Origin of the sequence: Grimontia kaedaensis (genome assembly GCF_023746615.1) — a bacterium.
Lineage (GTDB): Bacteria > Pseudomonadota > Gammaproteobacteria > Enterobacterales > Vibrionaceae > Enterovibrio > Enterovibrio kaedaensis.
The window spans coordinates 1455449-1481190 of the sequence record NZ_CP082275.1 but is presented as its reverse complement, the minus strand read 5'-3'; the positions used below and the strand labels follow the sequence as shown (position 1 = coordinate 1481190).

General features: G+C 48.6%; 36 protein-coding genes. 9 read left to right on the top strand and 27 right to left on the bottom strand.

Translation table 11 applies throughout. The annotated features are described in order from the left end of the window. Positions 1–5 precede the first annotated feature (5 nt). The 24 genes from K6Q96_RS06965 to K6Q96_RS06855 all read right to left on the bottom strand — a co-directional run bounded on the left by K6Q96_RS06965 (position 6) and on the right by K6Q96_RS06855 (position 18409). Entirely contained in the window at positions 6–1613 is a 1608-nt protein-coding gene (locus K6Q96_RS06965) for a hypothetical protein (RefSeq protein ID WP_251878979.1), read from the bottom strand. 6 nt (positions 1614–1619) lie between these two features. Continuing rightward, on the bottom strand, positions 1620–2162 hold the full coding sequence (locus K6Q96_RS06960; protein WP_251878977.1) for a hypothetical protein: 543 nt from the start codon (positions 2160–2162) through the stop codon (positions 1620–1622). Then, positions 2159–2701, bottom strand: coding sequence for a hypothetical protein (locus tag K6Q96_RS06955; RefSeq protein WP_251878975.1), 543 nt, complete (start codon positions 2699–2701; stop codon positions 2159–2161). The genes K6Q96_RS06960 and K6Q96_RS06955 overlap by 4 nt, the downstream gene beginning before the upstream one ends. Further along, a complete protein-coding gene (locus K6Q96_RS06950) occupies positions 2698–3732 on the bottom strand; it encodes a peptidase associated/transthyretin-like domain-containing protein (RefSeq protein ID WP_251878973.1) in 1035 nt (344 codons plus the stop codon). Before K6Q96_RS06950 ends, K6Q96_RS06955 begins: the two co-directional genes overlap by 4 nt. Continuing rightward, positions 3729–4349 carry a phage adaptor protein gene (locus K6Q96_RS06945; protein ID WP_251878971.1) on the bottom strand — a complete coding sequence of 207 codons (621 nt, stop codon included), beginning with the start codon at positions 4347–4349 and terminating at the stop codon, positions 3729–3731. The genes K6Q96_RS06950 and K6Q96_RS06945 overlap by 4 nt, the downstream gene beginning before the upstream one ends. Continuing rightward, a complete protein-coding gene (locus K6Q96_RS06940; protein ID WP_251878969.1) occupies positions 4349–4876 on the bottom strand; it encodes a hypothetical protein in 528 nt (175 codons plus the stop codon). The genes K6Q96_RS06945 and K6Q96_RS06940 overlap by 1 nt, the downstream gene beginning before the upstream one ends. Before the next feature lie 71 nt (positions 4877–4947). Continuing rightward, positions 4948–5382, bottom strand: coding sequence for a hypothetical protein (locus tag K6Q96_RS06935; RefSeq protein WP_251878967.1), 435 nt, complete (start codon positions 5380–5382; stop codon positions 4948–4950). 37 nt (positions 5383–5419) lie between these two features. Beyond that, a complete protein-coding gene (locus K6Q96_RS06930) occupies positions 5420–5803 on the bottom strand; it encodes a hypothetical protein (protein WP_251878965.1) in 384 nt (127 codons plus the stop codon). Between the two features lie 43 nt (positions 5804–5846). Next, positions 5847–7061, bottom strand: a complete 1215-nt coding sequence (locus K6Q96_RS06925) for a N4-gp56 family major capsid protein (RefSeq protein ID WP_251878963.1) — start codon at positions 7059–7061, stop codon at positions 5847–5849. A gap of 67 nt (positions 7062–7128) precedes the next feature. Next, positions 7129–8064 carry a hypothetical protein gene (locus K6Q96_RS06920; RefSeq protein ID WP_251878961.1) on the bottom strand — a complete coding sequence of 312 codons (936 nt, stop codon included), beginning with the start codon at positions 8062–8064 and terminating at the stop codon, positions 7129–7131. 114 nt (positions 8065–8178) lie between these two features. Next, on the bottom strand, positions 8179–9597 hold the full coding sequence (locus K6Q96_RS06915) for an SGNH/GDSL hydrolase family protein (RefSeq protein ID WP_251878959.1): 1419 nt from the start codon (positions 9595–9597) through the stop codon (positions 8179–8181). A gap of 1 nt (position 9598) precedes the next feature. Then, positions 9599–9946: a hypothetical protein gene (locus K6Q96_RS06910; RefSeq protein WP_251878957.1), complete on the bottom strand. Its 348-nt coding sequence runs from the start codon at positions 9944–9946 to the stop codon at positions 9599–9601. A gap of 9 nt (positions 9947–9955) precedes the next feature. Continuing rightward, positions 9956–12025, bottom strand: coding sequence for a portal protein (locus tag K6Q96_RS06905; RefSeq protein WP_251878955.1), 2070 nt, complete (start codon positions 12023–12025; stop codon positions 9956–9958). Beyond that, positions 12026–13690: a terminase large subunit gene (locus tag K6Q96_RS06900; RefSeq protein WP_251878953.1), complete on the bottom strand. Its 1665-nt coding sequence runs from the start codon at positions 13688–13690 to the stop codon at positions 12026–12028. It lies immediately after the preceding gene. Positions 13691–13704: 14 nt separating this feature from the next. After that, on the bottom strand, positions 13705–14454 hold the full coding sequence (locus K6Q96_RS06895) for a hypothetical protein (protein WP_251878951.1): 750 nt from the start codon (positions 14452–14454) through the stop codon (positions 13705–13707). 2 nt (positions 14455–14456) lie between these two features. After that, positions 14457–14621, bottom strand: coding sequence for a hypothetical protein (locus tag K6Q96_RS06890; protein WP_251878949.1), 165 nt, complete (start codon positions 14619–14621; stop codon positions 14457–14459). Positions 14622–14636: 15 nt separating this feature from the next. Continuing rightward, complete coding sequence (locus tag K6Q96_RS06885) at positions 14637–14819, bottom strand: phage holin (protein ID WP_251878948.1); 183 nt, start codon at positions 14817–14819, stop codon at positions 14637–14639. A gap of 2 nt (positions 14820–14821) precedes the next feature. Further along, positions 14822–15226, bottom strand: coding sequence for a 3TM-type holin (locus K6Q96_RS06880; protein WP_251878946.1), 405 nt, complete (start codon positions 15224–15226; stop codon positions 14822–14824). Continuing rightward, positions 15226–15627, bottom strand: coding sequence for a M15 family metallopeptidase (locus K6Q96_RS06875; RefSeq protein WP_251878944.1), 402 nt, complete (start codon positions 15625–15627; stop codon positions 15226–15228). The genes K6Q96_RS06880 and K6Q96_RS06875 overlap by 1 nt, the downstream gene beginning before the upstream one ends. A gap of 198 nt (positions 15628–15825) precedes the next feature. After that, complete coding sequence (locus K6Q96_RS06870) at positions 15826–16137, bottom strand: hypothetical protein (protein ID WP_251878943.1); 312 nt, start codon at positions 16135–16137, stop codon at positions 15826–15828. Between the two features lie 124 nt (positions 16138–16261). After that, entirely contained in the window at positions 16262–16576 is a 315-nt protein-coding gene (locus K6Q96_RS06865) for a hypothetical protein (RefSeq protein ID WP_251878941.1), read from the bottom strand. A gap of 219 nt (positions 16577–16795) precedes the next feature. Beyond that, entirely contained in the window at positions 16796–16942 is a 147-nt protein-coding gene (locus K6Q96_RS06860) for a hypothetical protein (RefSeq protein WP_251878939.1), read from the bottom strand. A gap of 136 nt (positions 16943–17078) precedes the next feature. After that, complete coding sequence (locus K6Q96_RS25030; RefSeq protein WP_491899751.1) at positions 17079–17246, bottom strand: hypothetical protein; 168 nt, start codon at positions 17244–17246, stop codon at positions 17079–17081. A gap of 893 nt (positions 17247–18139) precedes the next feature. After that, the gene (locus K6Q96_RS06855; protein WP_251878937.1) at positions 18140–18409 is read right to left on the bottom strand and encodes a hypothetical protein; all 270 of its coding nucleotides are present in this window, start codon (positions 18407–18409) and stop codon (positions 18140–18142) included. Positions 18410–18647: 238 nt separating this feature from the next. On the opposite strand from K6Q96_RS06855, the gene K6Q96_RS06850 reads away from it, so the two are divergent. The 3 genes from K6Q96_RS06850 to K6Q96_RS06840 are packed head-to-tail and all read left to right on the top strand — an operon-like array spanning position 18648 to position 19883. Next, complete coding sequence (locus K6Q96_RS06850) at positions 18648–18992, top strand: hypothetical protein (RefSeq protein ID WP_251878935.1); 345 nt, start codon at positions 18648–18650, stop codon at positions 18990–18992. A 32-nt stretch (positions 18993–19024) separates the two neighbouring features. After that, positions 19025–19375 (top strand): hypothetical protein, encoded by a 351-nt coding sequence (locus tag K6Q96_RS06845; protein WP_251878933.1) that lies wholly within the window; start codon positions 19025–19027, stop codon positions 19373–19375. A 31-nt stretch (positions 19376–19406) separates the two neighbouring features. Further along, entirely contained in the window at positions 19407–19883 is a 477-nt protein-coding gene (locus K6Q96_RS06840; RefSeq protein WP_251878931.1) for a hypothetical protein, read from the top strand. 104 nt (positions 19884–19987) lie between these two features. On the opposite strand, the gene K6Q96_RS06835 is transcribed toward K6Q96_RS06840, so the two are convergent. Then, a complete protein-coding gene (locus tag K6Q96_RS06835; RefSeq protein WP_251878930.1) occupies positions 19988–20317 on the bottom strand; it encodes a hypothetical protein in 330 nt (109 codons plus the stop codon). 179 nt (positions 20318–20496) lie between these two features. Between K6Q96_RS06835 and K6Q96_RS06830 the strand changes: the two genes are divergently transcribed. After that, on the top strand, positions 20497–21054 hold the full coding sequence (locus K6Q96_RS06830) for a hypothetical protein (protein WP_251878928.1): 558 nt from the start codon (positions 20497–20499) through the stop codon (positions 21052–21054). A 75-nt stretch (positions 21055–21129) separates the two neighbouring features. On the opposite strand, the gene K6Q96_RS06825 is transcribed toward K6Q96_RS06830, so the two are convergent. Then, positions 21130–21831 carry a hypothetical protein gene (locus tag K6Q96_RS06825; protein WP_251878926.1) on the bottom strand — a complete coding sequence of 234 codons (702 nt, stop codon included), beginning with the start codon at positions 21829–21831 and terminating at the stop codon, positions 21130–21132. A gap of 246 nt (positions 21832–22077) precedes the next feature. Between K6Q96_RS06825 and K6Q96_RS06820 the strand changes: the two genes are divergently transcribed. After that, on the top strand, positions 22078–22815 hold the full coding sequence (locus K6Q96_RS06820) for a DNA/RNA non-specific endonuclease (protein ID WP_251878924.1): 738 nt from the start codon (positions 22078–22080) through the stop codon (positions 22813–22815). Positions 22816–22985: 170 nt separating this feature from the next. Here the strand turns inward: K6Q96_RS06820 and K6Q96_RS06815 are convergent, their stop codons facing one another. Next, positions 22986–23171, bottom strand: a complete 186-nt coding sequence (locus K6Q96_RS06815; RefSeq protein ID WP_251878922.1) for a hypothetical protein — start codon at positions 23169–23171, stop codon at positions 22986–22988. On the opposite strand from K6Q96_RS06815, the gene K6Q96_RS06810 reads away from it, so the two are divergent. The 4 genes from K6Q96_RS06810 to K6Q96_RS06795 all read left to right on the top strand — a co-directional run bounded on the left by K6Q96_RS06810 (position 23170) and on the right by K6Q96_RS06795 (position 25615). Next, positions 23170–23673 carry a hypothetical protein gene (locus tag K6Q96_RS06810; protein WP_251878920.1) on the top strand — a complete coding sequence of 168 codons (504 nt, stop codon included), beginning with the start codon at positions 23170–23172 and terminating at the stop codon, positions 23671–23673. The genes K6Q96_RS06815 and K6Q96_RS06810 overlap by 2 nt on opposite strands. A gap of 148 nt (positions 23674–23821) precedes the next feature. Next, the gene (locus K6Q96_RS06805) at positions 23822–24115 is read left to right on the top strand and encodes a DUF5992 family protein (protein ID WP_256481834.1); all 294 of its coding nucleotides are present in this window, start codon (positions 23822–23824) and stop codon (positions 24113–24115) included. Between the two features lie 128 nt (positions 24116–24243). Continuing rightward, positions 24244–24585, top strand: coding sequence for a hypothetical protein (locus K6Q96_RS06800; protein ID WP_251878915.1), 342 nt, complete (start codon positions 24244–24246; stop codon positions 24583–24585). A 703-nt stretch (positions 24586–25288) separates the two neighbouring features. Further along, positions 25289–25615: a hypothetical protein gene (locus tag K6Q96_RS06795; protein WP_251878913.1), complete on the top strand. Its 327-nt coding sequence runs from the start codon at positions 25289–25291 to the stop codon at positions 25613–25615. Positions 25616–25742 lie beyond the last annotated feature (127 nt).

The following is a 25742-nucleotide window of genomic DNA, read 5'->3' as shown; positions in this document are numbered from 1 at the left end:
CCCGTTCAAGCAAGCTCCTCCATGGAGCTTGCCATCATGATGCGTTCGACTTCTGCGCTACCCGTTATTTCAATTTGCCAGCGGTTGGCACGTACTGCAGGTAAGCGAAACGCTTCGCCGGTTAACGCGCCCTTTTCCACGACATGCACCGTAACGCCATTGGCAATCACCCGGACCGATAAATGTTCGGGGTCATGGGACTGAATTCGCGCGCAATTGAGCATCGCCTGCATCGGCGTCCAAAACTCTTTTGAGCGCCAAACAAAGGAACGGACACCGTCTGCACTTTTCCACTCTGAAAGTTGGCGGCCTTTTGCAATCACCATCACATCTCGTTCAAGGCTGACATAGGCAGCTTCCCAGGTTTCCGTTACCCGGGTTAACGACTCAGACACCGGGTCATAGATGAAGCCTCCTGCACTGCCTTGCGCGATGTACTCACCCTCGACGGCGACAGCACACAGCGAATCGGGTGCCATCGTTTGCCAGCTGTTTCTGTCTATGATGTTTTCTGTCAGCAGATTAGCGCCTTCTGAACTCACCACAACAAGCCCATCCGGGGACGCGTAAACCGCCGTTCCCTTCAGGACAACCAAAGATTCGGCGCTCACACATGATTGTTCTACATTGAGCTTATGGCCCGCTATCGCGTCGGGTGTTATCCCTTCAAATAGATAGGGATAGCCCTTAGTAACAACTACCAGTGAAGTTCCGATGGCAGCAATTCCAACGATTTCATGCTCTGTCGTGCTGCGATATGACGATGGCCAGGCATAAGGCAAGTAAGCTTCTGAGAACATGACTTCATTGCCCGCAAATCCCGCACATATCCCGTTCGCCATCTGACACAACCCCTGCATGTTGGCAGGCGGCGGCTCATAGCCCCAGGTCTCCATCACCGGGCCATTCACATTTCTGGCACTGTCAGCAAAATGGGGGTGGGAAATTGGCACTTCGGCAACCAGCACATAATCACTGCTTTCAGTAGACGTGGCTGAGCGATACAGACGGGTATGCGTGATGTTATTTCGGTTTGTCAGCGGGCGGGTAAGCTTCACGGTCACCGTGGAGCCAGGGCGTTCAACAAGCACAGACAAAGACGGCTCGCCTGGTGCGCTCTCTTCGCCAAATCTTGTCACGTACGTTTGGATGTAAACCCGGTCTTCATCGTCATAAGATGGCGACTCCCCCTCTGGCGGTTCTTCGCCGGTACTGCCATCAACACTTGTCACGACAGGCGGTGAATCCGGCCTCGGCACCCCAAGCTCATAAGAAGCTGATGGCCCGACTCCCTCACCATTGAGAGCAATATCCTGTGCCGTGACCTTTGGGCTGCCATCCCCTGTGTAGTACACCCGTTGAAAGGGGTCTTGCGCCACTGGGCTTTCGATAACACTGATGGCACGACTATCCCACGCCAGCCACCCATCACTGTATCGGTGAAAGCTCCCTGCCGACATAGGCAAGGTGGCTAGCGATTGACTCGCTGCTAAAGGTGCCAGCACCCCATTTTCAAAGTGGGTATCAGTAGCAAATGATGCTGCCTCATTGGGCAATAAGTGGTCTTTGAGGCGGGGGATTTCCCCCCGCATCATGGTAATGTCAATGAGCATGATGAGTTACATAAAGCGGGGAAAAGGAGGCCAAACTGGTTCACGAAGTTCTGCCCTAGCTAGCTTCCCTTCAGCAATGACGTTCTCCGCCCATTCAGTTTTGACAGCGATCATAATGAGTTTTTCGAGCATGTAGTGAAGATAGTCGGGTTCATTGCTTTGAACTTCGGTCGGTAACGCAGCAAACACAGCACTCACCTCTTCATCAAACAACGGCAATGAAGCGTAAACTCTACTACCTGTGTCTACGATGGTGGTATCAATATCCGTAACACCCATCGCCCGAATTTTTGCGGAAAAACGACTGTTCCATTTCTCATCCTGGGACTGCTGTTTCTGGCTGTAATGAAAGTAGACTTGCTCTTCTATCATTTGCGTCATTGCCAGAAAGCTGCGCTCTTCCAAGTACTGTGACTCAAGTTCTGCAGCTTTTGCCAAGATAGTTTCTTCTGTTGCTGCATCATCCAGCAACTCGATAGCTTTGCTTTCAAAATCAAGATTGCCGTCTGGTAGTTTTGTTAGAATTTCTCCACTTGATAACTCAATCATGCCAGGCCTCCCAAATACAACAAATGCACTCGTGTATGTCGGCCATGTGAATGGGCTCTATATAGGTTTGAGCCAAATACTTGCACTTGAATCTTAACAACGTCGCCTTCGGAAAACTTATGTAACACAGAAGGATAACCTGTACTCCAGCCACCAAACGAACCAGAGTGAGTGAACTGGTAAACTTCACCATTAATGAGAACCACTAGATAGCGTTGACCGCCCCCTGAATGTTGCAAGACAAAGCCATGCAGCATATACAATCCTGCTTTGTTAATGGTAATTTCTGCGCCTGTAACCGTAGCATACACAGAGTTGGCTTCGAGATGCGTGCTGCTCAAGTCCATGTCAACAAGCCCTTCCCCAAGCGAGTGTCCGTTAGGTCCCCCTGCCCAAACCAATCTGGCTCCTAATGCAGCGATAGATGCATCCAGTTCCTGTTTTTTTGCATCGAGCTGATTGTTAATGTCGTCAATTTTTCCGTGGTACGCAGCAGCGGCTTCTTGCAAAGCGCTGATGGCATCTTCTGCAACACTCATAATGCCTCCAAAGTATTTAGCCTTTCATTGAATCGAAGCTGTCGAACCGCCTGATCGGCCGTTGTATGAATGAGTGACCACAGCGCGTTCTCATAAGTCGCCAAAACTTGGATCTCACTGCGCGCCTGAAGCGCCTCATCCCTCAATCCTTTCGTCTCATTTTTCAGGTTCTCTGTGGAGTGCTCGGCCTGTGCCGCTCCTACAGCCGAATTGCTTGCAGAGCTTGCAAAGGTTGCACTCTTTACAGCCCAGTGTTTCGAGGAAAACGCGTCAGGAGCAACCTCGCTATCGACGTCTTTTTCAGCCCAGTTTCTGGCAATGTCAGCTTTACTTGAAGCTGTTGAAGCGCTGTTTTGCGCATGCTCTTTTAGTGACTCAACCTCTGAATGCAGTTGAGTGACAGTTTGGGTGTTTCCGGAAACCTGATTGGCCTTCTCGGTGACGTCACTATGGTGAGTTGAGACCTGCTGTGCCTTTTGGTTCACTACCGTATGGTGTTCAACTACTTGCTGCGCGAGTAAGCCAGTATCTTCAAATGCTTGTTCAACCGCTTCGCGGTGCTCAGCCACCTTTTGTAGGTCAAGGCCCGTTTGTTCCCTGTCTGATGCCGTCTGCGTAGCATCCTCATTAACGGCTTGGGCTTTCTCATTGACCGTGGTATGCCATCCCGAGACATCGTTATGCTTCTCTCGGACCTCATCGCGCAATACGATACTTTGCTGCACCGTCTCAGGAAGAACTGGCTCAGAGAATCGAAGCAGAGACTCAATATCATGTTCTCCCTCCATCTCCGGCAACACCGTACATGGCCCCAGTGGCTCAACATCACTGCGCTTATTGACCTGGGCATAAACCAGGTATTCGCCTGCCTTTAGAGTAAATTCATAGTTGCCATTTTCATCCGTAATTTCATAAGCACCGGCATATGCGAAAACCTCTCCGACTGAACGCTGGGCAACGAACTCGATCATCGCTTTACCCAACACGACTTCACCCGTCGCATCAGTCAAGCATCCTTTAACGGTAATCATCGCTTGTTCTCTCTCTGCTCTCGCTCAAGCTTGTGCCTGTGCTTAACATTCACCTCTCGGCCAATAGCAGCATTGAAAATTTGATAATGGTTTATCGACTTGTTTTGCTCGCTGGCATTCTGGCCGTCTTTCCCATAAGCACGGTACATGGCGTAATCCACAACCGCTGACAGATAAACGGAGTGAATGGGCAACGCATCGTCTTCTTGAAGTGGCGTAAAAGCGGAGTATGCGTGAGTAACACTCATCATGGCGGTTGGCCGCGGATAGAGTGAGTAAGACCGCTGTTCATCCTCTTCTTGCGTCCAGGAAGAGGGCTGCCCTACGCGTCCCCGCCAAGCGGCATCGAGCTGGTTGAGCTTTGTCATCTCGACATAGTTGACCGGTCTCCCTTCGACGTGCTGGACAGACAACACCTTAATGCCTTCGGGGGGAAGCGTGATTTCACCGGTATCGGTTTGAACGGTGGCCACGACACGAAACTGTGAAGGCAAATTGAGAGCCATTTCTGACAAGCCATCATTGATATAAGCAAGGAGCTCTTCACGCGACCAGTGAACATAGTCCTTATCCACGAGATCACTACCAAGCCGGTCAACTACATCTGAGATTTTCATCAGACGAAACTCCGTTTTCGCGATAGCGGATTCTCTGGTGTCACGTCGGGGCTCACCTCGAGACGCCAACGTCGGGCTTTGCGAATGGCCTCGACAAACTCCCTCTCGTAATACCCGGCAAGGGCAACGTCCGACCAATCTTTGTCGGGTTGCAACAACAGTCTTTTCGCAGCGCCAGCGCAAATGCCGTCTTCCCAGTCATTGAACAGTGACGCCGGCAAATGCGAAGATCCTACCCTCGGCTCGACGGCACACGTCACGGTGACATCATCAAACGCATCTAGGAAATGCACGTCGTCGAGTGAGACTGCGTTATAGTCTCTTCCAACCACCAAACGCTCACCTTTTGACGTTACCGATATAATTTCTGCTGATTTGAGCGCCCCCAACGTGCGGTGATTTAACGAGGACTGTTCAATCGTACTGATGGTCTGATGCTTGAAGACTTGATGAAAAGTACGAGCGCGCCAAATCGCAAGACTGCGGCGACAAAACGCCTGAGCGGCCCAAACGACCGCTTCCTCCATGAGGGGCTCTAAAGGGACGTTTACTAATGTTCGAAGCCTTGGCAAGTACGCAGAGACCGGGACTTCACGCATCACACGTCATCCAAAGCACGCACGGCATCACGCACGCGTTTACGGTAATCCGGCATCGGCTCTTGTGGCCCTTTCGCTTCAACGTCCAGCCCCTCCACACTCTCCACCCATGTCGCTAGTTTGGGCCCTGCCATCTTGGACAAATCTACGACATCGCCATCAATGGTCACGGTCATATCCAAGGCTTCTTGACGTAATTTGGCCTCGGCGTCTGCCATTGCTTTGGCTTCTTCCAGCGCTTTCTCATTGGCTTTTTCCGCCTCCAAAAACGCTTTCAGTGCTGCCTGGGGCAAGAACACCTGCTCAAAGCGCAGCAACATGGCAGCCTGCTCAGCGCTGACTTCAATCGGCTTGAGCCGCGGGAAAACGAGCCTTGACCCCGTGACGGTGTCACGCTTAACGTCCTTTGGCCCCACATAAACGATGCTTTCCATCCTCACTCTCCTCCAAAAGAAAAGGCGCCGAAGCGCCTTAGTACCCTTTCACCACGTATTCAGGGTTGACCTCCAGACGGCCAGTTGCAGATGCGCCCTTAACGGTGGCCGTGAGCACGTCCTTGCCCATGGTGTACACCGTATCGATAAAGAGCGCCTGCGAGCCCGCCTGGCTGACATCGATGTCGGCCGCCAGTAAGGTATCACCCAGCTTGATATCAACGGCCACCCCACTGCCCAATCCATCCGTGTTCACACGAAGGCCAATCAGGCTGATGCCAATTTCAACCTGGATCATTTCGACCAAGGTATCGATAGCAGCCGCATTCAATGCCACGCCCGTAAAAGCCTGTGAGACATTGCCGTGGGCGCCCACATACATACGGTCATGCATGGATGGGGCTTTGATAACGTTTGGCATAATCTTTCTCCCAATCAGAGGCCGGGATTGACCCAGCCTTCATTCAGCCCATCGAAATGGCGGTATCCACGGCAACCACACCGTGGTCGTTCATGCGGCCATGTTTGTCTTTAAAGCGGATTTTCTTAAGGCCATTCATCCATGCAATCGTCACCTCGTCCCGGTTACCGGAGTCGGTTTTCTCCGTGTGGACACTGAACTGACTGCCTTTGGATGTTGAACCCCATGCATCCGCTAACCCCTGCGCACCGATGAGCATGGCGCGATCAACGGTGGTACCCGAAGTCACCTGAGTAACGGTGGCATCGTTGTCGTTGGCGGAGATATCGACGGTGGAACCCGGATTGAAGCGGATAGGCATGCCAAGGTATTTGCGGACCAGGATGTTTTCATGCATCACGCAATCCCCACGAAACACCTGATGACTGAAGTCACTCTTGCGCTTCATCGCGGTAGCCGTGAGTTGTTGCCAATCTTTGTAGGACGAGGTTTGCTTGAAGTCATGCCACTGGCGCGGCGTGATGTTCAGGATGAAAAACGGTTCATCGCCAGCCAGCTTGTCGTCATTAAAACGAATGGGCTGAAGAGGATGGGCCATCTCATCAAGAAACAGTGACAAGTCGTCCACCACACTCATGCTGAACACATCCGCCTGATCGAGGGTTTCAAACGTGGTGGCATCGCCCCCGAAAAAATGGCGGTCATACGTGGGTGGCAACACGTCATTTACCAGCATGCCAGCGTATTCCTCGTGCGCAGACAATGGCACGATGGTGTCATCTGCCAGAAAGTCTCCACGGGCACCAGCAAAGTGAATGGTGGCGAGTTGGTCTTTCAAATCGTTGTAGTAAGTGCCGAGCAAGGTGCGCGCCGTGCCCATCAAATTATGGGTAGTGCGCTGCTTGCTCATCTTACCGCCAGCATCCACTTGGTGACGGCCTTGGTCGATGGAAAGTTCAAACTCCGTGAAGTCGAGCGATTCGCCGCGACCCGCGATGCGTTGATCACCCATGGTTGGGCGTTTGGTGAGTTTGTGGACGATCTGCATGTCCACGGTATCACCCTTGGTTTTTTTGAGGTCTGTGACCTGCACAATAGGCGCGCCAGGTGACGATTGCTTGTTGCCCTTTTTGTCGCCCATGGCGGCTTTCGGGGCCTGCTCGGTCAGCATATTCGTCATCGAGCGGTTTCGGTTGGCGGCAGTAAACAGTGCCGCTTCCTGCAAGCGCCTGGCTTGCTCACGCGTAATGGTTGTCATGCTCGGTATCCTTCACACAAAAAAAACCGCCACGCGGGCGGTTTCCGATGCCGTCTACACGGCAGTGCTAATCACTGAACTGAGCAAGGAGGGTGTCTATCTCTTCCATCGACATGTCTGCCATCAGGCTTTGCATCTCTGACGCATCTGCATTCAAGAGTTGGTCAGCTTTGGTGGGGGTGTGTTGAGTGGATGAGCCCATCTCGCTCGGTGAACTGGGCAAGACGTCTTCTTGAATTTTCTGCTCGGCTTCCTTCGCTTTCTCTTTCACCTGTTGGTCAAAGTGCGCTTTTGTCAGGCGAGTCACTTCCTGAAAACGTGCCTCTAGGGGCCTGTCAGCCCATTCGGGATCCGCGCGCAATTGGTCATCGATATCCATGGCTTTGTTCCATTGCTCTCCCCCGCTTTCGTGCCACGCTTTGAGCGCTTCATTAGCATGAATAGCCGCTAACACTGGGTGAGTGTCCGTGTCGGATTCGGTTGAGGGCCTTGGAGGGTCTGCCTCGTGGTCCTGCGGTTGTTCCAGACGGGCGACTTTGGCGACCAGCCCCCGGATGGCAAAACCAATCTCGGGATAGTCATCCGCTAACGCGTCAAGTTGCTCGTCCGTCAGCTGCAGGTTTTCAGGTAAATCTTCAGGGTCCACACCTAACCGCTTGAGCTGTCGGTCTCTCACGGCAAGCAGCCGTTCTGAGCTCTCCAATTGCTCTTTGATTTGGGCTTTCTCTTTGCGCTCACGCTCGAGTACGTCATAAGGAATAACATGCTCGCCGTCTTTGGCTTCGATGCCCGTCGGTGTTGGCTCCTCTTCCTCGATTGGCTCCTCATCCGCGGGTGCCGGGTCCGCGTCAGTGTCGGCTTCAGATGGGGTGTCAGTCTCCGGTTGCTCTTCAGGCTGTTCGTCGTCTGCAGGCAGTTCGTCAACTACCTCCGCATCGGCATACTTTTCCGTCAATGCTTCCAGTTCCTCGAGGGTTTCATTACCTGTAATGTCGATGTCCACGCTTGCTTCTCCTATGTAGACGTGTCGCTGTCTGTGCGGTTAAAGGCTCTCGAAAGAACCCTTAGCGGCAGAGACAAAAAAACCGCCCGAAGGCGGCTCAGTAAAAAAGATTATTCAGGGGGATATTCGCATCCCTCCGAGGTAAGCGAAGGTACTGTCTGGCCCCGGTTTCAAGCTCACGCTAGCCTCGCCATTACCATTGGCAGTGACCGTTAACGTGGCCTCTTCCGCCTGAAGGTCTGACGTATTCCATTGAGCAGCATTGGCAGGATTCAGCACATCCTCAACGATGGAGATGTTTTCACTGGATGCACTTCGATATCCCATAAACCCCAGGTTGACGGACGCATTGGCGGCTAATCCTTGGATGATGAGGGTCATCGTGACGCCCCGGCGGACGAAAAGTGTTTCTTTGTAAAAGGGATCGCAGCCCAGGCTGTAATCAAAGTCGCGGTCAACGATGACGTTCGTAAAATACATGTTCAGTTCGTTTGTCGCACTCACACTGTGCTCAAACGTTAACGACAATACAGGTGCAGTTTTATTGTTCGGGATAAGAGGGATAACCGCTTTGTCGATAATCTGCTGGCGAGTCACACCCTGCCCATTTCCCTTTCCTGTCCCATTGATGGCGGAGACCCCGAAGTTCACCAGACAAGCGTTTGGGTTTGCAATACTCGCCAGCGATGGTTCGTGAGAATATGGCGGTGGCATGCCCTCTCCTGTAAACAGGTAGGCGAGGCGCTGCGCGGTTTTCTTTTGCTTTAGGCGATTACCTTCAGCGGTGTAATGGATCCCATCAGGATGCATCAATGGTTGAAGCTCCATCGTCATGCCATACCAATCAAGGACGGGGTATCCATCACTGTTTTTAAACTTATCGTTTTGGATAGGCAGCATGAGTGCCGTGTTGTAAGCCAAAGTGCCCAGTGAGGCATCGTCTTTCACCTCTCCCACACCATCCCCATTGGTGTCAAAATCAGCAAACGGAATGCTGTTGATAATGCAATCACCCATCCGGTCACCAATCACAGTGACCATGGCGGCATAGTCGGCCGCTATCCGGTCTTTTTGTTCTTGGGTCGCTGACGCATACGGCTTGGTGGTATTCACGTCATTCATGCCAAGAGTGACCACAAACAGGGTATTTGTGTCGGGGCCAAACGCGTTGAGGGCTTCAGCCAATTTCAGCGTACCATTTTTAATGTGATACCCCGACCATCCCCAGCCATACACCGTGACATCCATGCCTTCAGCCTGAAAGATAGCCGTGGCTTTCTCACTGGGCGTCGTCAGACTCTGACCTATGTCCCGGGTCAGCGAATCACCCACGAAGACAATGTTCTTGTATTGTGCGCCAGGTTCCTCTCCACGCGGTGGCTCAAACCCTTCTTCCAGACGATTAAGCTTGAGCTCGCCGGGTTTGGCCCGCCACACTTCCTGCTCACCGAAAGAAAGCACAAGGTACTCACCTTCCACATGGTACCCAAACCCTGCGGGTAGCCCAGAAAACGTCTCCGCCTTATCACGCATCTCACCACCTCTCGATGATCACTTGTACCGCATCAATGCCGGCAAGGGGAGCCTCTATGTCCACCTGCACCTTGTCGGCAAGTCCTGACCACGATGGCTTTTCATAATTGGCTGGTGTGGTAGTGGCAAGGTCAACAACACCGTTGGGGATGTCTTCCTTTACACCGGCCAACAGCACCGAGAAACGCAATCGGCCTGACGACGCATCAGCAATAGCCCCGCCCAACATCGGTACTAAAAAAATACGCCCATTCCCGCCATGTGCACACGCGATTTGTTGGGCACTTTCCAGATCGCCCAGTGTCAACGTGACGCGATATTCATGTCGTCCAACACCATGGAATTTCATGCTTTACCTCTATAACTGCAACGCATCTATTTGCTGGGAGAGAAACGCATCGTACTGCCCACGAAGCTGCTTCATTTCTTCCGTGAGCTTTTGCATTTCAGCGAGTGTTTTACCGGTCTCGGCCTGCTTCTTGGCATTGTCATATTGGGAAGAAGCGGTCTCGGATTTCAGTTTCTCGACCTTGGCTTCCAGCTCACCCACTTTCGCGGCCATTTCACGCATGACCAGCGCTTCTTGCTCAGCGGCTTTTTGCTGCTCAGCTTCAAACGCTTCCTGCTCTTGTGGAGTCATGTCTTCGGGATCTTTCTGAACGTTTAAGGCCCCGCGTATCCGCTCAATGAACTCTTGCTTGTTGGGGATATCGGAGAGCTCGCACACCAGATCAAATACCGCCATCTGCGCTTCAGGCGGCAAGTTGGATGTCAGCATCATCATGCGGTCGGCAAGCTGGGCCTTATACGCGGTGGTTTGCTGAATCGGTGCTAGCGAGATATGCGCGCGTAGCCTCGAGACCTCATTGTTTAGCCCGTCTCCGGTGTCTTCGTTCAGAATGACAGTTTTGCGCTTGAGCTTGTTGTCGCGATTGATCACGACGGGCTTGTTCGTCTGGCTGCTTAAGTCCTCGATGATGTAACCAAGGATGAGTTCACCCAACATTTGGCTGGATAAGCGGTAGTTGTCGTTAAGCTCTGCCAGTGTCGTCGAGCCTTGCTCAACCAGATTAGCAATGGCGACGCCTGAATCTGCCGCTCCTTCCTGTCCGAGAAACGCAGAGTAAATCCCCATGGTGTCCTGAATGAGCTTCATCGAGTCCTGCATGACCTCGAACTGCTGCGCTGCGACACTGAAGTCCTGTTGTACCTGCAGCGCTTCAGCGAGGCTTTTCTTGTTCTTGCGCTGTGGGTTCAGTTCGATGTAGCCATCGGGTCGCTCGACCTCCTCCAATAACCGGTCGCGGCTCATGTTGGTGGCATCCTCGTCCGCAATCACCCGTTTGGCCTGCAAGAGCCAAGTCAGTTTGATACGGCGGAAGTTGACCTCGTCTTGTGCAGGAATCGCACGGGCAATGAGACCGTAGGGCTCGCCGCTCTTGTCTTTGCGGTACCCATAGAACGGGACGATGGGAAACATGCCGTTGGGTGCCTGACAGGGTCGTGACCCCAACTTATGGGGACCGGCAAACCAGGTCTCTACAATGCGGCTCACCTGCCCCACATCCAGTGTCGCTTTCCCCATGGCCACAGCAGTCGCATGCATCAAATTATCCGGCTGGTACTCAATCACCCTGCCGTCACTCAAGCGGATCACTGTTTTGCGCTCTATGTGCCGGCGATACACGATTTGGATTCGGATACGCTTTCGGTTGGTGCTGAGGTACTCAGAGTGTGAACGGCTCCAACCTTGATACTCTTCCCAGGCACTCACCAAGTTGGCGTCTATCCCTTCAATCAACGCGACATCCGCAAAGCCTTCCCACTCCTTGACCGCGTATTCGAAGATCTTGGCTTTGTCCGGCATACGGGCTTTGAGAGTATCTATCTCTTCCCACCGCTGGCGCATCACCCAATTACAATCCGACCAATCCGGTTCAATGGAGAACCAGTCCCAGAAAACCTCATCTCGGGGAACATGCCTGATTTTGTACTTGGGCCCAAAGGGATCAGGGTTTCGATAGGCTTCGACAAAGCCGATGCCACACTTAGTCTGACCGGCATAGGCTTCTGAGCGGGCCCTATCCAAACGGCCCAGTCTGGCAGCATCGGAAAACTCTGCATTGATGGCTTCGGCAATGGCTTCCATCTCCTCATCTGGATCGTCAGCCACCACCATCAAATCGGTGCGGGTTTTGGCTTCCATCCCGAGCACACCGTCAATGGCCGGTGCCACGAGGTTATGCATGGTTTCAGGCTGGCCCCGCTCTCGCAGTACCTCAATCAGCTGGGGTGAAAGCTGGTCGCCGTCATAGTAAGCACAAGCCCGATTCGCGTTGCTTCGCCACTGGGGCTGCGCATCGATGTCCGACATGATGGCGGTCAGCTGCTCGGTCTCCATGCCTTTGTCTGTCAATGCTGCGGTCATTTACCTCGCCATCCAGTGTTTCACTCTTGGGTGTTGCGCTTCTTTGTCCTTCACCACGCGGGCTGGCATCCTTGCCCGCATCTCCTGTGCTATCAGATAACTCATGACCTGGTCGTCAAAGCACCCTTCCTGTGCTCCCATTGCGCCTTTCTTGTCATACACGAAGGTATGCAGCTCTGACACGGTACCTATCCAGTTGATGCCGGACTGACCATGACGCAGTAGTGTTTTCATGCCTTCAGTGAGAATGGGCTTGGAATGCTTAGTGGTGAGCCAACCAAGTTTGACCGTTTCGTCTTCGTCATCGCGGTCAATGTATTGCTCGCAGTAAATGCGCTGCGTTGGGTAAAGCTCTTTGAAGGCCAGAATGAAAGCGTGCCCGTGATTGTTTCGCTCCGGTCCGGCATAAGCTTTGTTGTACCACTTGCCTAAATGGGCCACGAGATGCGCCAAGAGCTCAACATCAAGGAGCCCATACCAATGCGCCACCTGTTCGCCATCGCTACGCTTAACGATATCAAGGCTCGCTCTATCTCCATGCTCAAGCCCTTCTGCGATATCGACACCCAAGGCATATTCCTCATCGGGGTCTGGCAGCTCCCAGACCAACAGCATGTTCATCAAGCTACGCTGGCCTTGCTCATCCAGCCTTTCAGGTTTTGGCGCTTTGGTGCGCTTGCCTGTGACGGGCTCAACGTCATACACAATGAGTGGTTTGCTGCATTGGCCTTCCGCGGTCATCACATGGTTGGCATCAAAGACGCGGCGCCCTGATGTGAGGAACGCTTCGATAGGCGTCGAGGGAAACTCCTGTTTCATCTCTTCGCCCTGCTCTGCTTCTTTCAGCAGGTACCACTGTCTTTGCTCGTCATCGATGCTGCAGTCCATGGCTTCTTCCACTGCAGCAAAGTACTCACGATGGGTTTTGCTCATCACCAGACCATGCTTTGGTACCGGTGCCCGATACTTCGGGTCATGCCACCACGCGAAGAAGTGGAACTTCCAATCGAGTTGGGTTAGCTCGGCGTCAACTCTCGCATGCTCCATCGACTTCATGGACATCGCATGAAAATCGCCGCCAACTCCTTCGGCGGTCGATTCGATGAACGCCACACAACCCGGATGAATCGCATTGAGCGTCCCGGTTCTGACTTCCTTGGCTTTCTGAGGGTATTGCGCGCAAATCTTGCCGTGTTCTGAAACGTGCAAGCGATGCACGGTGCCTGAACGGAATGAAGTGGCGACCTGAATGCTCGATCCATGCTCAAACAGGATACTGCCGCCCGTCTTCCCTGAGGTCCGCGATTTGATTTTGAAGCGGGCCTTCAACCACTCCGGCAAGTTGTCGAACGGGATTTCTATCTTGGTCCGGAATATCTCACCCGAGGCATTTTGGTCCTGGGCAATGATGCCGCACTTCAGGTTGTTGTTGAAAAGGGCTTCATCCAACAGGTAAATGTCTATCGCGGTGGAGAAGCCAATCTGTCTGGCCTTCAGGATGATGTTGAGCCAGTGCATCAGCTCAAACAGCAGCCTTTGCGCTGGCCTCAAACGAAAGGTGACTAACTCGCCCTGTTCGTTTTCGATTTTGTAGAGGTTGTTAAGGCGCCACCACTTGTCACCAAGGTTGCGTCTGATTTCCTCCGCTTGCTCGTGCTCTGTCATTCATCAACATCGCCTCACGAGTTCATCAATCCGCCAGAGCCCATTCTTCTCAGCTCATCGAGCATGCGGCCAAGTGGCGTCTCATCACCTTTACCCTCTTTCGAAAGGTTATCCGCTTCCAGAGCCAGTTTGCGTGAGGCGTTCCTTATACGCTGTGTATCAGCGACAATCTTCTCGTGGCTCACTTCATCGATGCCCAATGAGCTCATGGTTCGCGTCAGTGATTCAATGCGTGCCGTTAAGGTATCGAGCTGGCCATTCAGGCGGGTGAAAGACTCATAGAGCGCGACTCGTTGCTCGAGGTCTTCTGCCTTGGTGATGTCCTCATGGATTTTGCCGAGATACTCAATGCTGTTTTGAAGTCTTGCCCGTGTCAGTGCCAGTTCATCATCTAACGTGGCGGTAAACGCCGCATCAAACATCACCTGCTTTTCAGTAGGAAAGTAGCGCGCGTAAATGCCGCCTTTTCTCAGTGGCTCTCCTTTGACGTCTTCACCACGTTCAGCTTTCTCGCGTTGACTCTCATCGATGATGATGACCTGGGTCTTCTGGAGTTTCTCTTGTGCCGCCCGTCTCTGCGCATTTCGTTTCTGCGCACTTTTCTTTTGCGCACTGTCGATTGGCGGGGTGCTGCGCACTTTGATGTATCGACGCGCACTCTGATAATTGAGCCCTTTTGCCTCGCACCATTCACGCGCACCGGTACCGTATTTCTCATGGTCATGCTGAAACTGTGCTTGTAGCTTCTTCCAATCCTTAGCCATAACTAACTAACCTGCTCGCAGCTCAATTCCCCTTCCACAACCCAATCACCAACACGGGGACGATAGCTCGCCTTGGTGGTGACTCGAGAGCCATCTTTGAGTCTCACGCGCGCACTGACACCGTTCCAACGGATAACGCTGGCGATGCGGCCGGATTTGTAGGTCATGGAAGTATTGGCAAGCTAGTCTTGCTTGCTCTGGTCCTGAAGGATTTTGGTTTGCACGTGTTTGTACCACCAGTTAACGGCAAAGGTGGCGACACCAATCAGAAAGCCGCCCAGGGCAACCCACTCATTGATGGTGAGTCCTGCCATGGTCGTAACAGCAGAAGCACTATAGGAAATGGCCGAAGCGGAATCATTCATATTCAATCCTTCCTCATCACCTCAGTGATCTTCGGGACAATCTTCTCAGCGCTTCTGCCAACCACATAACCGCCCAAACCAATTTGTAGTAAGGTCCATGCCTCAGCGGCTAAACGAAATTCAGTTAACCCAAACGTGTCCGCAACAACGAGCACGAGGAATGTAAGCATGGTGATAGGACGCCAGTTACGTTGTAACCAACTCGCGCCTTGTGCTTCTGCAGTAATGACCTTGGTTTTGGCTTCAATCAGACGCGCTTCATAATCCATCACCTTGGCTGCCATCGCGCTTTGCATGGCAAATAGCTTGGCTTTGACCTCAAGCCGCTCTTCTTCACTGGTATGCAGGTCATCTATCAGGTCGGTTACAGGCTCAACGAGGCCCGTGATAAAGTTCCAAACACTCATCAGGCAGCCTCCTGCTCTAACGGATAGTCTGACCAGGGAAGCTGGAAATGCGGTCCGTCTTTGAACGTTTTCCAGTCGCCGCCCCACTCGATGGGGATATCCAACTCTGCTGCCGCTTGTTTTACCGCCTCGGCTATCTTGTGGTACAGCGGCCAACTCCAGTCAACACGACCATCCACATAAGCACCAAGGTCAACCGCATGGCCAGTGAGGTGTCGGCTGCGCATCGTCGTTGACGCCCCTTTCGCCAATAGCGTTTTCTGGCGCTCAATCGTTCTTCGCCCTTCCAGCACCGTAAAATCAACCGCTGTTATCTCAATGGCGCGTTTCATGACCTTGATAAGGTCGGGATGAAGCGGTGAAAGACGTTTGAGTGATCGCTTTCCAAACTGATAAGCCATATCGCCTCCAGATCCCATGTACGAAAAAACCCGCACTTGGCGGGTTCAAACAGGCACAAAAAAACCTCGGCCCGGTGAAGGGTCGAGGTTTTGCATGATGGGTATAAATTACATCACTTTTCGGCAAGCTTCAATAATATGCAAAGCCTAATTACTGATTTTAAGTTCAATAATTCGACATAGCCTTATCACATGAGTTTACTTAAAAAGTTCCAAAGATGTATTGCCTGTTCCTGTACAGTTAGAATCAGAACAGTTTAAATAGTCAATACGAACTGTCTTACCAGATACAACACCCGCCATACACAACGAAACATACCTATCCATAACATCTTTACTAAAGGTGCTATTCTGCAGAGATATAGTTTTTGTTATACCATTTGAGTTGCCGATCACGCGAAGATCTCCGTTAGGAATAACTCGACATTTATCAACGGTCAAATTAATATGTTCTACGCCCCAAGCATTTGCCGATAACAACATAGAAGTCAAGATAATTACATTCTTCATTTTTTAATCTCCGTATTAGTGGTTGTAATCACAACGCCAGAAACCACTTTAAATTTCTGAATTAATGACACTTTGACAATTTATCGTATTGACAAATGCGTCCCGTCCATTGCCTTTTATGTTCTTAATTAAGAACAGATATTGCAATACCTCTATGCTGAGCCCCAATACATCCAGAGACTCTTACTTGAACCTGCTTACCCGCGTAAAAAGCCGATAGTGCAATGGATAATATGTCGTCTTTCAATGGATGATCACGTTCAATACGAACTCTAGAGTCAGCGCAACCTTCTACCTTGATATCTTCAGAAAAAGAAAGGAAGATACCTTCTTTATCCCAACCTGTCGCAATTTTGGTTATTGTTTGGGGGGGCAGGTTAGTGTCTGCATAGACACTTCCACTTATCAGAAAAATAATCAGAAACATCGTTTTTTTCATTAAAATTCTCCTAACTATAATCCACATAAAACTACTTTATTTCTTTGTATGACTACCATAATGAAATGCTACAGTAGTATCAATTTAAAATATTATGGAACATTATCGATGTAAGACTTTATTGAAGATCATATACAGTTTCATCTTTTACAGCTATTTCTGCGTAAAATGTCGTATATTGAAGCATGGCTAACTTATAAATCGTCATCAATATCCCCTTCATCCCCACCCACCAAGCTGAGCGAGAAAATCTTTATGGACGATACCTAAAAGATTCCCAACAATTGCTAAAAATAGAATATCAGTATATAAAGCTCCGATTCTTGTCCAGAATCCACAAATCCATGTTTCTTGTGCTTTTCCCAAAATAATTCCCTTAGTACGACATTAGAGTGACCTTGGTCTACTAGAAACCGAAGTGGTGTATTTACACACTCCAAATCGACGCAATCCAGTAGTATGGCATACCCTTCTTAATCGTGGTGTATTAACAAAGGTCCTCTTAGCGCCTTTGAGCAAAGAGCTGCTTTTGACATGCAGGCTTCCTGAGGCCCTCTAAACCAGTGAAATCTACCTTGGTGATTTGAATGGCGCGCTCGATGACGCGTTGAATGTCTGTGTGAAGAGGTAAGAGTATTGTTTGGGAACGTTTACCCAATTTAAAGGCCATCGTCTTCCCTCCTGAAATTCAGGTATAAAAAAACCTCGGCCCTTTGAAAGGTCGAGGTTATACATTATTGGGAATAAAATAACGCGGTTTTTGGTGGGCCTCAAGCGGTTTAACTCAAAACAGCCTTATTGACAATGCTTTCAATAGTGAGTGCTAAGACTCATTTCTTTGTAAATCGTATCGACCAAATTTGACACCGTGTTAAGGTTTGTAGTCAGGCAAGAGATATTCCGAATTTAGTACCCAAAGGGCATCGAACTTAAATATGAAACTCAACTTAGTTAAGCCAATATTTCTATCGGCACTCGTTTGTCTAATGACCAGCACCTCAAGCTGGGCTTGGTCTCAGGAAGATAAGATCGCTGAAATAAAAGTGGCGCATGGTAACCAAACTTTGATTAGATTCAAAAACATCACGTGGCATGGCTGTGGTGGACACTCTCAGAGCAATCCAAACCCATGGTTTTTGATAAGCGAGGGCGAGAACGTTTCAGACCAACGTGCGCAGATGTTATCGATAGCTCTGTCTGCACTAATGGCCGACAAAAAGATATGGGTTGTGACTGGAGGCTCCAATGGAGACACTCCATCTTGCTCACAAAGCGGCCTTGAATGGGTATATCAAATTTCAATATATCCATAAGTTTGATAACAATATCAGCGCCTTGATTACTGGACCTCCCCCGATTTAATAGATAGGCATTTAAGTCCACAAACGAGGCGTTATTCCAGCCTACAAATCAGGAAAAAAGACAGCCGAATATCCGCTTTCGAATTAAATTCTCGTCACAGTCTCAGCAAAGAAACCAAGAAAGCGCAGTGATAATTCTGCTATTTTTGACACGTAGATTTCCAACATCACATTTGTTGGGCAAAAAAAACAAAAAAATAAATTAAATCATGGAATTAGCTAAATCACTTTCAATACGGTTGGGTAGATAGAGAATGAAAACGCTATTACTACTTTTTACATTGCTTATTCCCGGGATTGCAGTCGCCAACAGCGGTACAAAATGCTCAGGGAAGGTCATTCGGGTAATGGACCATTCCCAGCAATGCAACGGGCAAACTGCATTCATGCTGGAAAATGCTAATGGAAAATGGTTTTGTACACCAACAGACAACGGAGGGGCAATTGTTCTTGCGGCGATGATGTCTGACAAAGTCGTTAGTACTCATTTTGCACCCAGTGTAAGTAGTGAAGCCTGCAGTACCTTAACTAAACACTATATTGCCCCCGTATATCTACTTGTTATTAAGTAATAAAGCTTCTTCTTAAGCTTTAGCAGATGATTTCAAAAAATAGCATCGGGGCAATAACTCAAGGTTCGCTGTGACATTTAGGCTATAAAATCACACTCATAATCAAAAGCAGAATAAATCAATAGGTTAGGTGTCAGTATGTTTAAAAATGCAATCAAATTTCTATTACTTCTATCGTTCTTCTCTGTTAGTTCGGTACATTCAGCTGATTTTGATAACTGTAAGGTCACAGAGATAATTTCTGCAGGTTCCAAAAATGGTCATGTCGCGTTGACCTGCATGGTTCAACCCAGACCAGCCTGCGCATCCGCTGGCAACTTTATTGGATTTGATAAATCTTCAGAAGAAGGGAAACAATACATGGCTATGTTGTTAGCCGCGTTTGCCAGTGATTTTACCGTGACAGGTTATGTAGATGACTTTCAGTGTTCGCCTCATCAGGGCAATGTAGCACTATTGACACACATTAGATTAAGAAAGTAATTGGAAAAACAACCAACTGAAAGGGTTTAGATATGAAGATGGCAAGTGCCGCAATTTTTTTAACATGTCTATCTCAACTTTCCTTTGCTGCCCCTATCTTTACGAGCGCTAAAGTTGACTATGTTTTTGCAGGATATCCTGACGGTTCTATCGCTTTTATCCCGCTTGGGACAGAGCGAGTTAATCCTGCCAATTGTTCACACACCCAAGCATACGTTATGAAACACTCACTAGGCACTGATGGAGCTTTGAGCGTAATGTTGGCTGCCAAAATGGGCGATAAGACGGTCGCTTTCTCCGTTCTAGACAACGAATGTCATGCTCTACCTCAAACAGATAATCCGGGTACTTTTCCTGTATTGCAAAGAATATCCGTCAGATAACCAACATTCGAATTTGGGAGTGATAGTTAGATTGGTCTTATCAGTTGATAAATTGATGAAGGCGTTGTATGTCAAAACAAGGAATCTAAACGCTAGTTCGTTAAAAACCTATGTCTATGAAGCGCCCGTTATTGCGACGTTATATTTCAATTATTGGAGATTTTTTATGAAGAAAATAATATGTACATTCTTACTTTTTTGTGTTGTACACCCCGCGTTTGCGATAGGTACGGTTCATGGAAAAGTAGTTGCCGTTCGCGTTGATGGTACAGGCCAAGGTATGGTGGAGTTTGATAAGCCAATTGCGGGGACTCCACCTAGCTGTGTACATCATGCGTTCAAAAATAAGCTGGCCTTTGATGCGAATACCGCAGGCGGTCAAGCCGTACTTAGCCTTGCTTTATCAGCAAAAGCAATGGGTGTGGAGGTTGAAGCATATGGCTTAGGAAAGTGTGGAGTTTATGGAGGAACATACGTTGAAACATGGAACTATGGGGTAATGCGATAATTTTATTAATAGCAAACATGAACGGGATGTTTACTCGTGGCTCATTTTTTCGTAGAAACGCTGTGATTTAGGAGCTTCAATCCTATTTAATTATGGATTGAAGCTCAAACCCTCACCACCTTTCCCCTTTCAAGCACCAGGTAGTAAGTCTTCTCCCTGAACACACCGAGCAAAGCGATGCCATGAGGAAAGTGTTTCCATGGCCCGCTGCCATCATCCGCTTCTGAATATCCATCAATAGATAACAGCTTCACGAACTGGGCGTCCTTGTTGAGCTTTTCCCTTTCTACAAAGCCGCCAAAGGGAAAATAGAGCATGCCGCCGCTTTTCACCTTCGCAGGCAGGTGCTCTTGATGGGAGACGCACTGAAGAAACGCTTTAGGTGCGGTAATGACCACAGTGACGGCATTGTGTTGGATGCGGATAGCAGGCATAAAATTAACTGTACATAAACACAGTATTAAGTGTAACGAAACCATGATGAGCATAGCAACTGTAGAGAGGATCAAAATTCAATGCTTGTATATGTTTTTGCACTAAATTATTGGTTTAACTCGCGAGTTTAACTCGATACTGTGCATGCATACATGTAAATATAGAGGGTTACAAGGTTATGTACAGGCTGATTTTTTTCGGAATCATTGCGTTCATTTTGTTAATCGCAGCAGTTTTCAAAACGTTCACAGCATCTGTATTCACAGGCGGTAGTTTGTTTTTGACCGCAATATTGGTTATTTCTTGGGGATGCAGTGATTTTGTTTCAATGAAAGAGAATGTAAGTTCTAGTTTGATTTTCGGTGCGATAGGGTTGTTAGGTTTAAAGGCCGCGCTCGATTCCAGCAACCTCACCAAAGACGGCTATCTCGAGAAAAATTATGACATCGTGTACGACGCTAGGTTTATCAGGAACTGTACCGAGCAGCAGCAGCCAGATGATAGTTTGCGAGCACAGTTCAATAGAGAAAAAGACAATCTACTTTGGAGGTGTGCGACTCAAGATCTCAGAGACCTAAACGCTCTGCATTTTGAATTCATGAAAACACGCATGTTGGATCCGTTCACAGGGGCAGTGGATGCTATGACTGGTGTATTTGTTATTGATGAAAAAATGAGCTGTCAGGAGTTTGCCCGCGCACTAAAGACAATGTGCCCCGGATCTTTTGATTACTAAGGCGTACTTCTGTTAAAGGCTCTCACGCCTCCACCTCTAGAAAATCAGATGACGTTGGCAAAAGAAGGGTTGTAATCAACCCTTTGTAGTTAGGTTATGTATCTGTTGACGCACTGCTTCGAGAGTAAGTTGATTGGAGGCGATAAGAGCGGCTAAACCTTTCTTTTCATTTTCTAATTCATAGTAAGTCATGCAGTCTCGGTCACTTACAGAGAATCTATTCTCCTTTGATTTAAACTGCTCACAATTGACCTTTGATTCGCCGAGTTTCGCAGAAAGACTATTTGACTCTAATTGGCTGTTGTTAATTTCACGTTCTATTTGCGACTCTTTTGACCGAAGTTCATTCAGTGATACGAAGAGTTGTTCTCTATTGGCTAATTTTTCTTTAAGAGAATTATTGTCCTTTCGCAACGTATCGTTTTCCTGTTTAAACGCTGCATAGCCTTGCTCTACGCTGGATAATCGGGCTTTTAATGCATCGGCTTCTTCACTCGCGTCTTGTTTCACAACGCTGAGTTTCTCTGTATAGCTGGCTTGAAGTTCCTTTATCGTTTTGTCGTGTGTATCCTTGGTGTTCGCTAAAGCTTCTTTAACTTTATCCCTCTGACTTTCAGCCTCAACGACACGTGCCTTAAACTCACCGACCTTAGCTTCAACCAGAAGCTCTACTACATAGTACTTGCCAACAGCACCTGCCGAGATTATCCCCAGTACAAACCCGTATATGAGTGGATATTTTTTCAAATGCGGTTTTATTTCGTCAAAGATAGCCATTCTTGATTTGTCCAACTGATCAGTATGTTGCGTAATTTACTCACCAAGATTTGACGATGTCCAATGTAATGGTCGAACTGCTTAAAGGAACAGCTGAATCCAACGTGCATAACAAGCTTTAATGACAACAAATTCGCTTTGATTACTTCATTGCGTGATTACTGGCACATCAATCCGATGTTTGGCTGACATCTTTCCTTTGTAGTGTGAAAGTAACGGGTATCCAAACTGGACAGGGATGCTCAAATGAAATCCGCCACCAAGCTCGCTGCGCTACTTCTGTTTTCCACCTCCGTTTCCTCCGCTGACATCTACTCCCCGTTTTGCCCGTTGGGCTGCCCGGAAGTAAAGGAGGGTAACAACCTCGTTTTTACCCACATATATGCACTGTCAAACAATCCGGATACCAAGTTCGCGGACTGGACGGCGTATGAGGTGAACGTGTTGAACTTTGGACCTGGTCCGGGTAGGGACTGGATGGAAAACAACCTCATCCCAGATGAAGACAAGCTCGAGGAGCGCGACTACGACGGTGCCTATGGGGCGCTTGGTATGGAGCGTGGCCACATGACACCACTGGCCGCCTTTGCAGGGAACGAATATTGGTGGGAGACCAACTACATCAGCAATATCGTGCCACAGCATAAGCACCTAAATGGTCGCGCTTGGGAAGATCTGGAAGAAGCAGTGCGTCATTCCGTTGAGTATAAAGAGCCGGTGTATGTGGTGACAGGCACGCTCTATGAAAAGATGATGAAGGACATGCCTAACGCCAATGAAGAACACCAGGTTCCTTCAGGCTTCTACAAGCTGGTGTATGACATCAAAGGGAATGGGGTGGCCTTTGTCATGGACCAGGATATCGAGAAAGGGGTGAAGTACTGCGATACCCAGATTAAAGTCAGCGACCTAGAAAACCGTCTGGATTACCAGTTGCCGGCCGTGACGGAGAGTGCGGAGATGAAAGGTCGAGTGGGGTGTTAGTTCTCCCCCAAACTTACCGCATAACAAAGCGCTCAATTACATCGGGTACCCGCATCACACGTAAAGCGGGCACCTGGGTTGGCCTTCACCGGCCAAATCCGCTCTAATCATCAATGAGAGCCCTTCACGCCTTTCTTCCTGCCAACGCTCTGGTGTTTGGGCTCTCGAACCTATCTACCTGGACCTTCCAGCTCATCCAACCTCGCCTCATGACCAAGTATCGCATCAGCCTGCTCTGATGGTGTTTTCAACTTCTTCAATGCTCCATCTAGCATCAAATCCAATGTATCTACGTTCTTTGCACGGCGGAAGAAGATGAGCCAGTCGGTGCGGCTCTTAGGGGTGGAGGTTGTCATGGCTGTCTCTAAAAAGGAAGGTGCATGCATTCTACCAAAAATGGTATTGAAAGTTTGCGCTGTAAAATTTACAAAATATCCTTGGGATATCAGCCTTCTATTCGCCCGCAATCATTGGCGGGTGAATTTCGGTACCAATTATCTCAACGTTAAGTATGACCAAATCAAAAGAAAGTTAGGATGTGTTATGAAAAAAATAATGTTTATTTTGTCTTTAGCCGTGCTTTCCTTCCCTGCGTTTTCTGGGAGTAGTGCTGGTAAGGTTGGTGATATGTTAATTACAAGCGATGGAATATTGCTTTTCACCGCTGGTACTCATCAAAATCCCGGTTGCCCTACACCCGCTTGGGGAGTCGAAACCAAAACGGCCGAAGGTAAATCAGTGATGTCAGTGATTTTGATGGCAGCAGCGTCTGATAGGACGATTGAAGTATACGGACAGGGTGTCGGAGAGTGTATTAGAGACCGCGAGAAAGTGGATCTGATAATAGTTAAACAATAGTTGTGTACACTAGTCCTTCTAGAGGTCATCTATGGGGCGGCTTGGCAAAAGACAAACCACAAAAAATCGCTCTCCGTTTTTGAAGGCGTTATTCGAGGAAAAACAATGATCAAATATTTATCACCACTTTTAGTATTGATACCTATGTCTGGCAAATGCTGGTTGGATAGCTGAGCAAGCTAAGGTTGTGGCCGTAGAAAGTACATCCGGAAACAATGATACGTTTACAGCTATAGTTCGTGGAGGTTCGGGCCCCTGCGTATCAGATTCTTCAGATAAACTCATTTTCTTTCCCCGTTCTGAAGCATCAACATCTGAGATACACAACCGTACTTATTCTATGATGCTGACCGCTTTAGCTTGCGGTGCCAAAGTCTCGATTTACAATTATGCTGACGATTCCTTTGATAAAAATGTTGGCGTAAGGGCAGTCAGCAATTGATACAACAATGACATCGTCACTTCGAGCGATTTTTCAAAGTTTTGAGATTACATTGGATTAAAGCGATGTTGGGCAGTTTGATTGGCGCTCGTCATTGCAACGTTATAAACCAAAGGAATGGAGTTATTATGAAATACAATTTTTTATTTGCATTATGCATTCTCTTTTCGTCACAAGCTTTTGCAAGTGAATGGAGTAGTAGTACAAAAGTTAAGGAAGTTATAGCGGGATATAAAGAAGGGATAATATTGTTCTCTACTAAATCTCCCCATCACAACCCAAAAAACTGTCCTAATGCATCATACTATTCAGTCAGCCAATCAGAAGCGGATTTAGAAATGGTGCTTTCAATCTTGCTAGCTGCTCAGCGCAGTGATTCTGAGATTCAAGTTGGGGTCGATGCCACAAAATGTGGAACCATTTCCCATGCGGAAGGAAGAATGACAGTAACAAGAATTAAAAGTCTTTAAAGGTTTAAAGCAAAGAAACCTAGCGCCTTGTCAATGCGGAAGCTTTTCAAAGTGTTGTGAATACAAAGGATTAAAGCTGTTTTGGGCGGATTGGTAAGCGCCCGTTATTGCGACGTTATGTGTAGTAGCTTTGTGAGTTCTTTACAGGCAGCAAGTAACTGGTTAATTATTTGGTTATCCAGTTGTAATTATTAGAATACATTGCGAGGTAGTTTTGAAATCTATACCGTTTCTATTCGTTTTTATGATTAGTTTTAATGCCATGGCTGGGTGGACCCCATTTTCTAAGGTTCTTGCGATTAGGGCGTATCCATCCTCAACTGTCCACCATATAAAACTGTCTACTTCTAGCGTTCACGCTGGCTGTAAAACTTCAGATGAGAATGGGATATATAAGCTCGTGGATGAGAAAGGGCGGATTGTCTCTATGCTGTTAGCAGCACAAGCGGCCGATAGGAAAGTTAGTGTTGCAATAACTTGTGAACCAGGTTCAAGCACCGCTAAGATAACTGAGTTGCAGATTGGTGAAGTGAACTTTTCTAGTGTAATCCACTAATTTTTTTGCTTAGGGTTGAGTAAAAACAAGCTGTGTAGAAGACACCAGCACATAACAAACGGCTCCAAGCGACAGCCAACCGTCGCGCCTGAGCCGGGCGTTAGGATACAAACCGTATAGTAGGTAGTTGTTTTTATTAGGATTATTATGAAAAAATCAATCATACGCTGGCTTGCTACCAGTGTAATCTTACCTAGCTCATTAGCGTACTCAGCCGGAGCAGCTGATTATAACGTAGTTGCTGTGGGTTGCTTTCCTCAAGGGACCTGCTACGTGCAAATAGAACAAGAGGCGAAGAATACTTCCTGCCCTCTCAAAAACCAAATTAGATTCAATATCAGCCTTCCTGGCTCCCAAGCTCAATACTCTGCAGCGTTGTCTGCGCTTTTGGCAGGAAAGACGATCAACGTCTATCTAACAGATAGTTGCATTGATGACTTCCCAATTCCTGACTGGCTTCAAGTCAATAAGTAATACCCCCTTCAAGTTCAGCTGGCCCTAACACATATGAGCCCTTCTCCGTCCAATAGACACTAGCATCCCGGCTGCCCCGCGCAGCCACCCCACCCTCACAGATAACCCCAAACCATCATTTAAGTCC

Coding starts and splice junctions, on each gene's coding strand:
- K6Q96_RS06810 (WP_251878920.1), top strand. CDS start 23,170: ATGGCTGTCTCTAAAAAGGAAGGTGCATGCATTCTACCAAAAATGGTA.
- K6Q96_RS06945 (WP_251878971.1), bottom strand. CDS start 4,349: ATGAAAATCTCAGATGTAGTTGACCGGCTTGGTAGTGATCTCGTGGAT.
- K6Q96_RS06935 (WP_251878967.1), bottom strand. CDS start 5,382: ATGGAAAGCATCGTTTATGTGGGGCCAAAGGACGTTAAGCGTGACACC.
- K6Q96_RS06835 (WP_251878930.1), bottom strand. CDS start 20,317: ATGCCTGCTATCCGCATCCAACACAATGCCGTCACTGTGGTCATTACC.
- K6Q96_RS06895 (WP_251878951.1), bottom strand. CDS start 14,454: ATGGCTAAGGATTGGAAGAAGCTACAAGCACAGTTTCAGCATGACCAT.
- K6Q96_RS06960 (WP_251878977.1), bottom strand. CDS start 2,162: ATGATTGAGTTATCAAGTGGAGAAATTCTAACAAAACTACCAGACGGC.
- K6Q96_RS06955 (WP_251878975.1), bottom strand. CDS start 2,701: ATGAGTGTTGCAGAAGATGCCATCAGCGCTTTGCAAGAAGCCGCTGCT.
- K6Q96_RS06915 (WP_251878959.1), bottom strand. CDS start 9,597: ATGCGTGATAAGGCGGAGACGTTTTCTGGGCTACCCGCAGGGTTTGGG.
- K6Q96_RS06900 (WP_251878953.1), bottom strand. CDS start 13,690: ATGACAGAGCACGAGCAAGCGGAGGAAATCAGACGCAACCTTGGTGAC.
- K6Q96_RS25030 (WP_491899751.1), bottom strand. CDS start 17,246: ATGGCCTTTAAATTGGGTAAACGTTCCCAAACAATACTCTTACCTCTT.
- K6Q96_RS06905 (WP_251878955.1), bottom strand. CDS start 12,025: ATGACCGCAGCATTGACAGACAAAGGCATGGAGACCGAGCAGCTGACC.
- K6Q96_RS06845 (WP_251878933.1), top strand. CDS start 19,025: ATGAAGATGGCAAGTGCCGCAATTTTTTTAACATGTCTATCTCAACTT.
- K6Q96_RS06795 (WP_251878913.1), top strand. CDS start 25,289: ATGAAAAAATCAATCATACGCTGGCTTGCTACCAGTGTAATCTTACCT.
- K6Q96_RS06800 (WP_251878915.1), top strand. CDS start 24,244: ATGAAATACAATTTTTTATTTGCATTATGCATTCTCTTTTCGTCACAA.
- K6Q96_RS06965 (WP_251878979.1), bottom strand. CDS start 1,613: ATGCTCATTGACATTACCATGATGCGGGGGGAAATCCCCCGCCTCAAA.
- K6Q96_RS06925 (WP_251878963.1), bottom strand. CDS start 7,061: ATGACAACCATTACGCGTGAGCAAGCCAGGCGCTTGCAGGAAGCGGCA.
- K6Q96_RS06830 (WP_251878928.1), top strand. CDS start 20,497: ATGTACAGGCTGATTTTTTTCGGAATCATTGCGTTCATTTTGTTAATC.
- K6Q96_RS06880 (WP_251878946.1), bottom strand. CDS start 15,226: ATGAGTGTTTGGAACTTTATCACGGGCCTCGTTGAGCCTGTAACCGAC.
- K6Q96_RS06950 (WP_251878973.1), bottom strand. CDS start 3,732: ATGATTACCGTTAAAGGATGCTTGACTGATGCGACGGGTGAAGTCGTG.
- K6Q96_RS06815 (WP_251878922.1), bottom strand. CDS start 23,171: ATGACAACCTCCACCCCTAAGAGCCGCACCGACTGGCTCATCTTCTTC.
- K6Q96_RS06875 (WP_251878944.1), bottom strand. CDS start 15,627: ATGGCTTATCAGTTTGGAAAGCGATCACTCAAACGTCTTTCACCGCTT.
- K6Q96_RS06940 (WP_251878969.1), bottom strand. CDS start 4,876: ATGGAGGAAGCGGTCGTTTGGGCCGCTCAGGCGTTTTGTCGCCGCAGT.
- K6Q96_RS06885 (WP_251878948.1), bottom strand. CDS start 14,819: ATGAATGATTCCGCTTCGGCCATTTCCTATAGTGCTTCTGCTGTTACG.
- K6Q96_RS06820 (WP_251878924.1), top strand. CDS start 22,078: ATGAAATCCGCCACCAAGCTCGCTGCGCTACTTCTGTTTTCCACCTCC.
- K6Q96_RS06910 (WP_251878957.1), bottom strand. CDS start 9,946: ATGAAATTCCATGGTGTTGGACGACATGAATATCGCGTCACGTTGACA.
- K6Q96_RS06825 (WP_251878926.1), bottom strand. CDS start 21,831: ATGGCTATCTTTGACGAAATAAAACCGCATTTGAAAAAATATCCACTC.
- K6Q96_RS06865 (WP_251878941.1), bottom strand. CDS start 16,576: ATGAAAAAAACGATGTTTCTGATTATTTTTCTGATAAGTGGAAGTGTC.
- K6Q96_RS06850 (WP_251878935.1), top strand. CDS start 18,648: ATGTTTAAAAATGCAATCAAATTTCTATTACTTCTATCGTTCTTCTCT.
- K6Q96_RS06890 (WP_251878949.1), bottom strand. CDS start 14,621: ATGACCTACAAATCCGGCCGCATCGCCAGCGTTATCCGTTGGAACGGT.
- K6Q96_RS06930 (WP_251878965.1), bottom strand. CDS start 5,803: ATGCCAAACGTTATCAAAGCCCCATCCATGCATGACCGTATGTATGTG.
- K6Q96_RS06870 (WP_251878943.1), bottom strand. CDS start 16,137: ATGAAGAATGTAATTATCTTGACTTCTATGTTGTTATCGGCAAATGCT.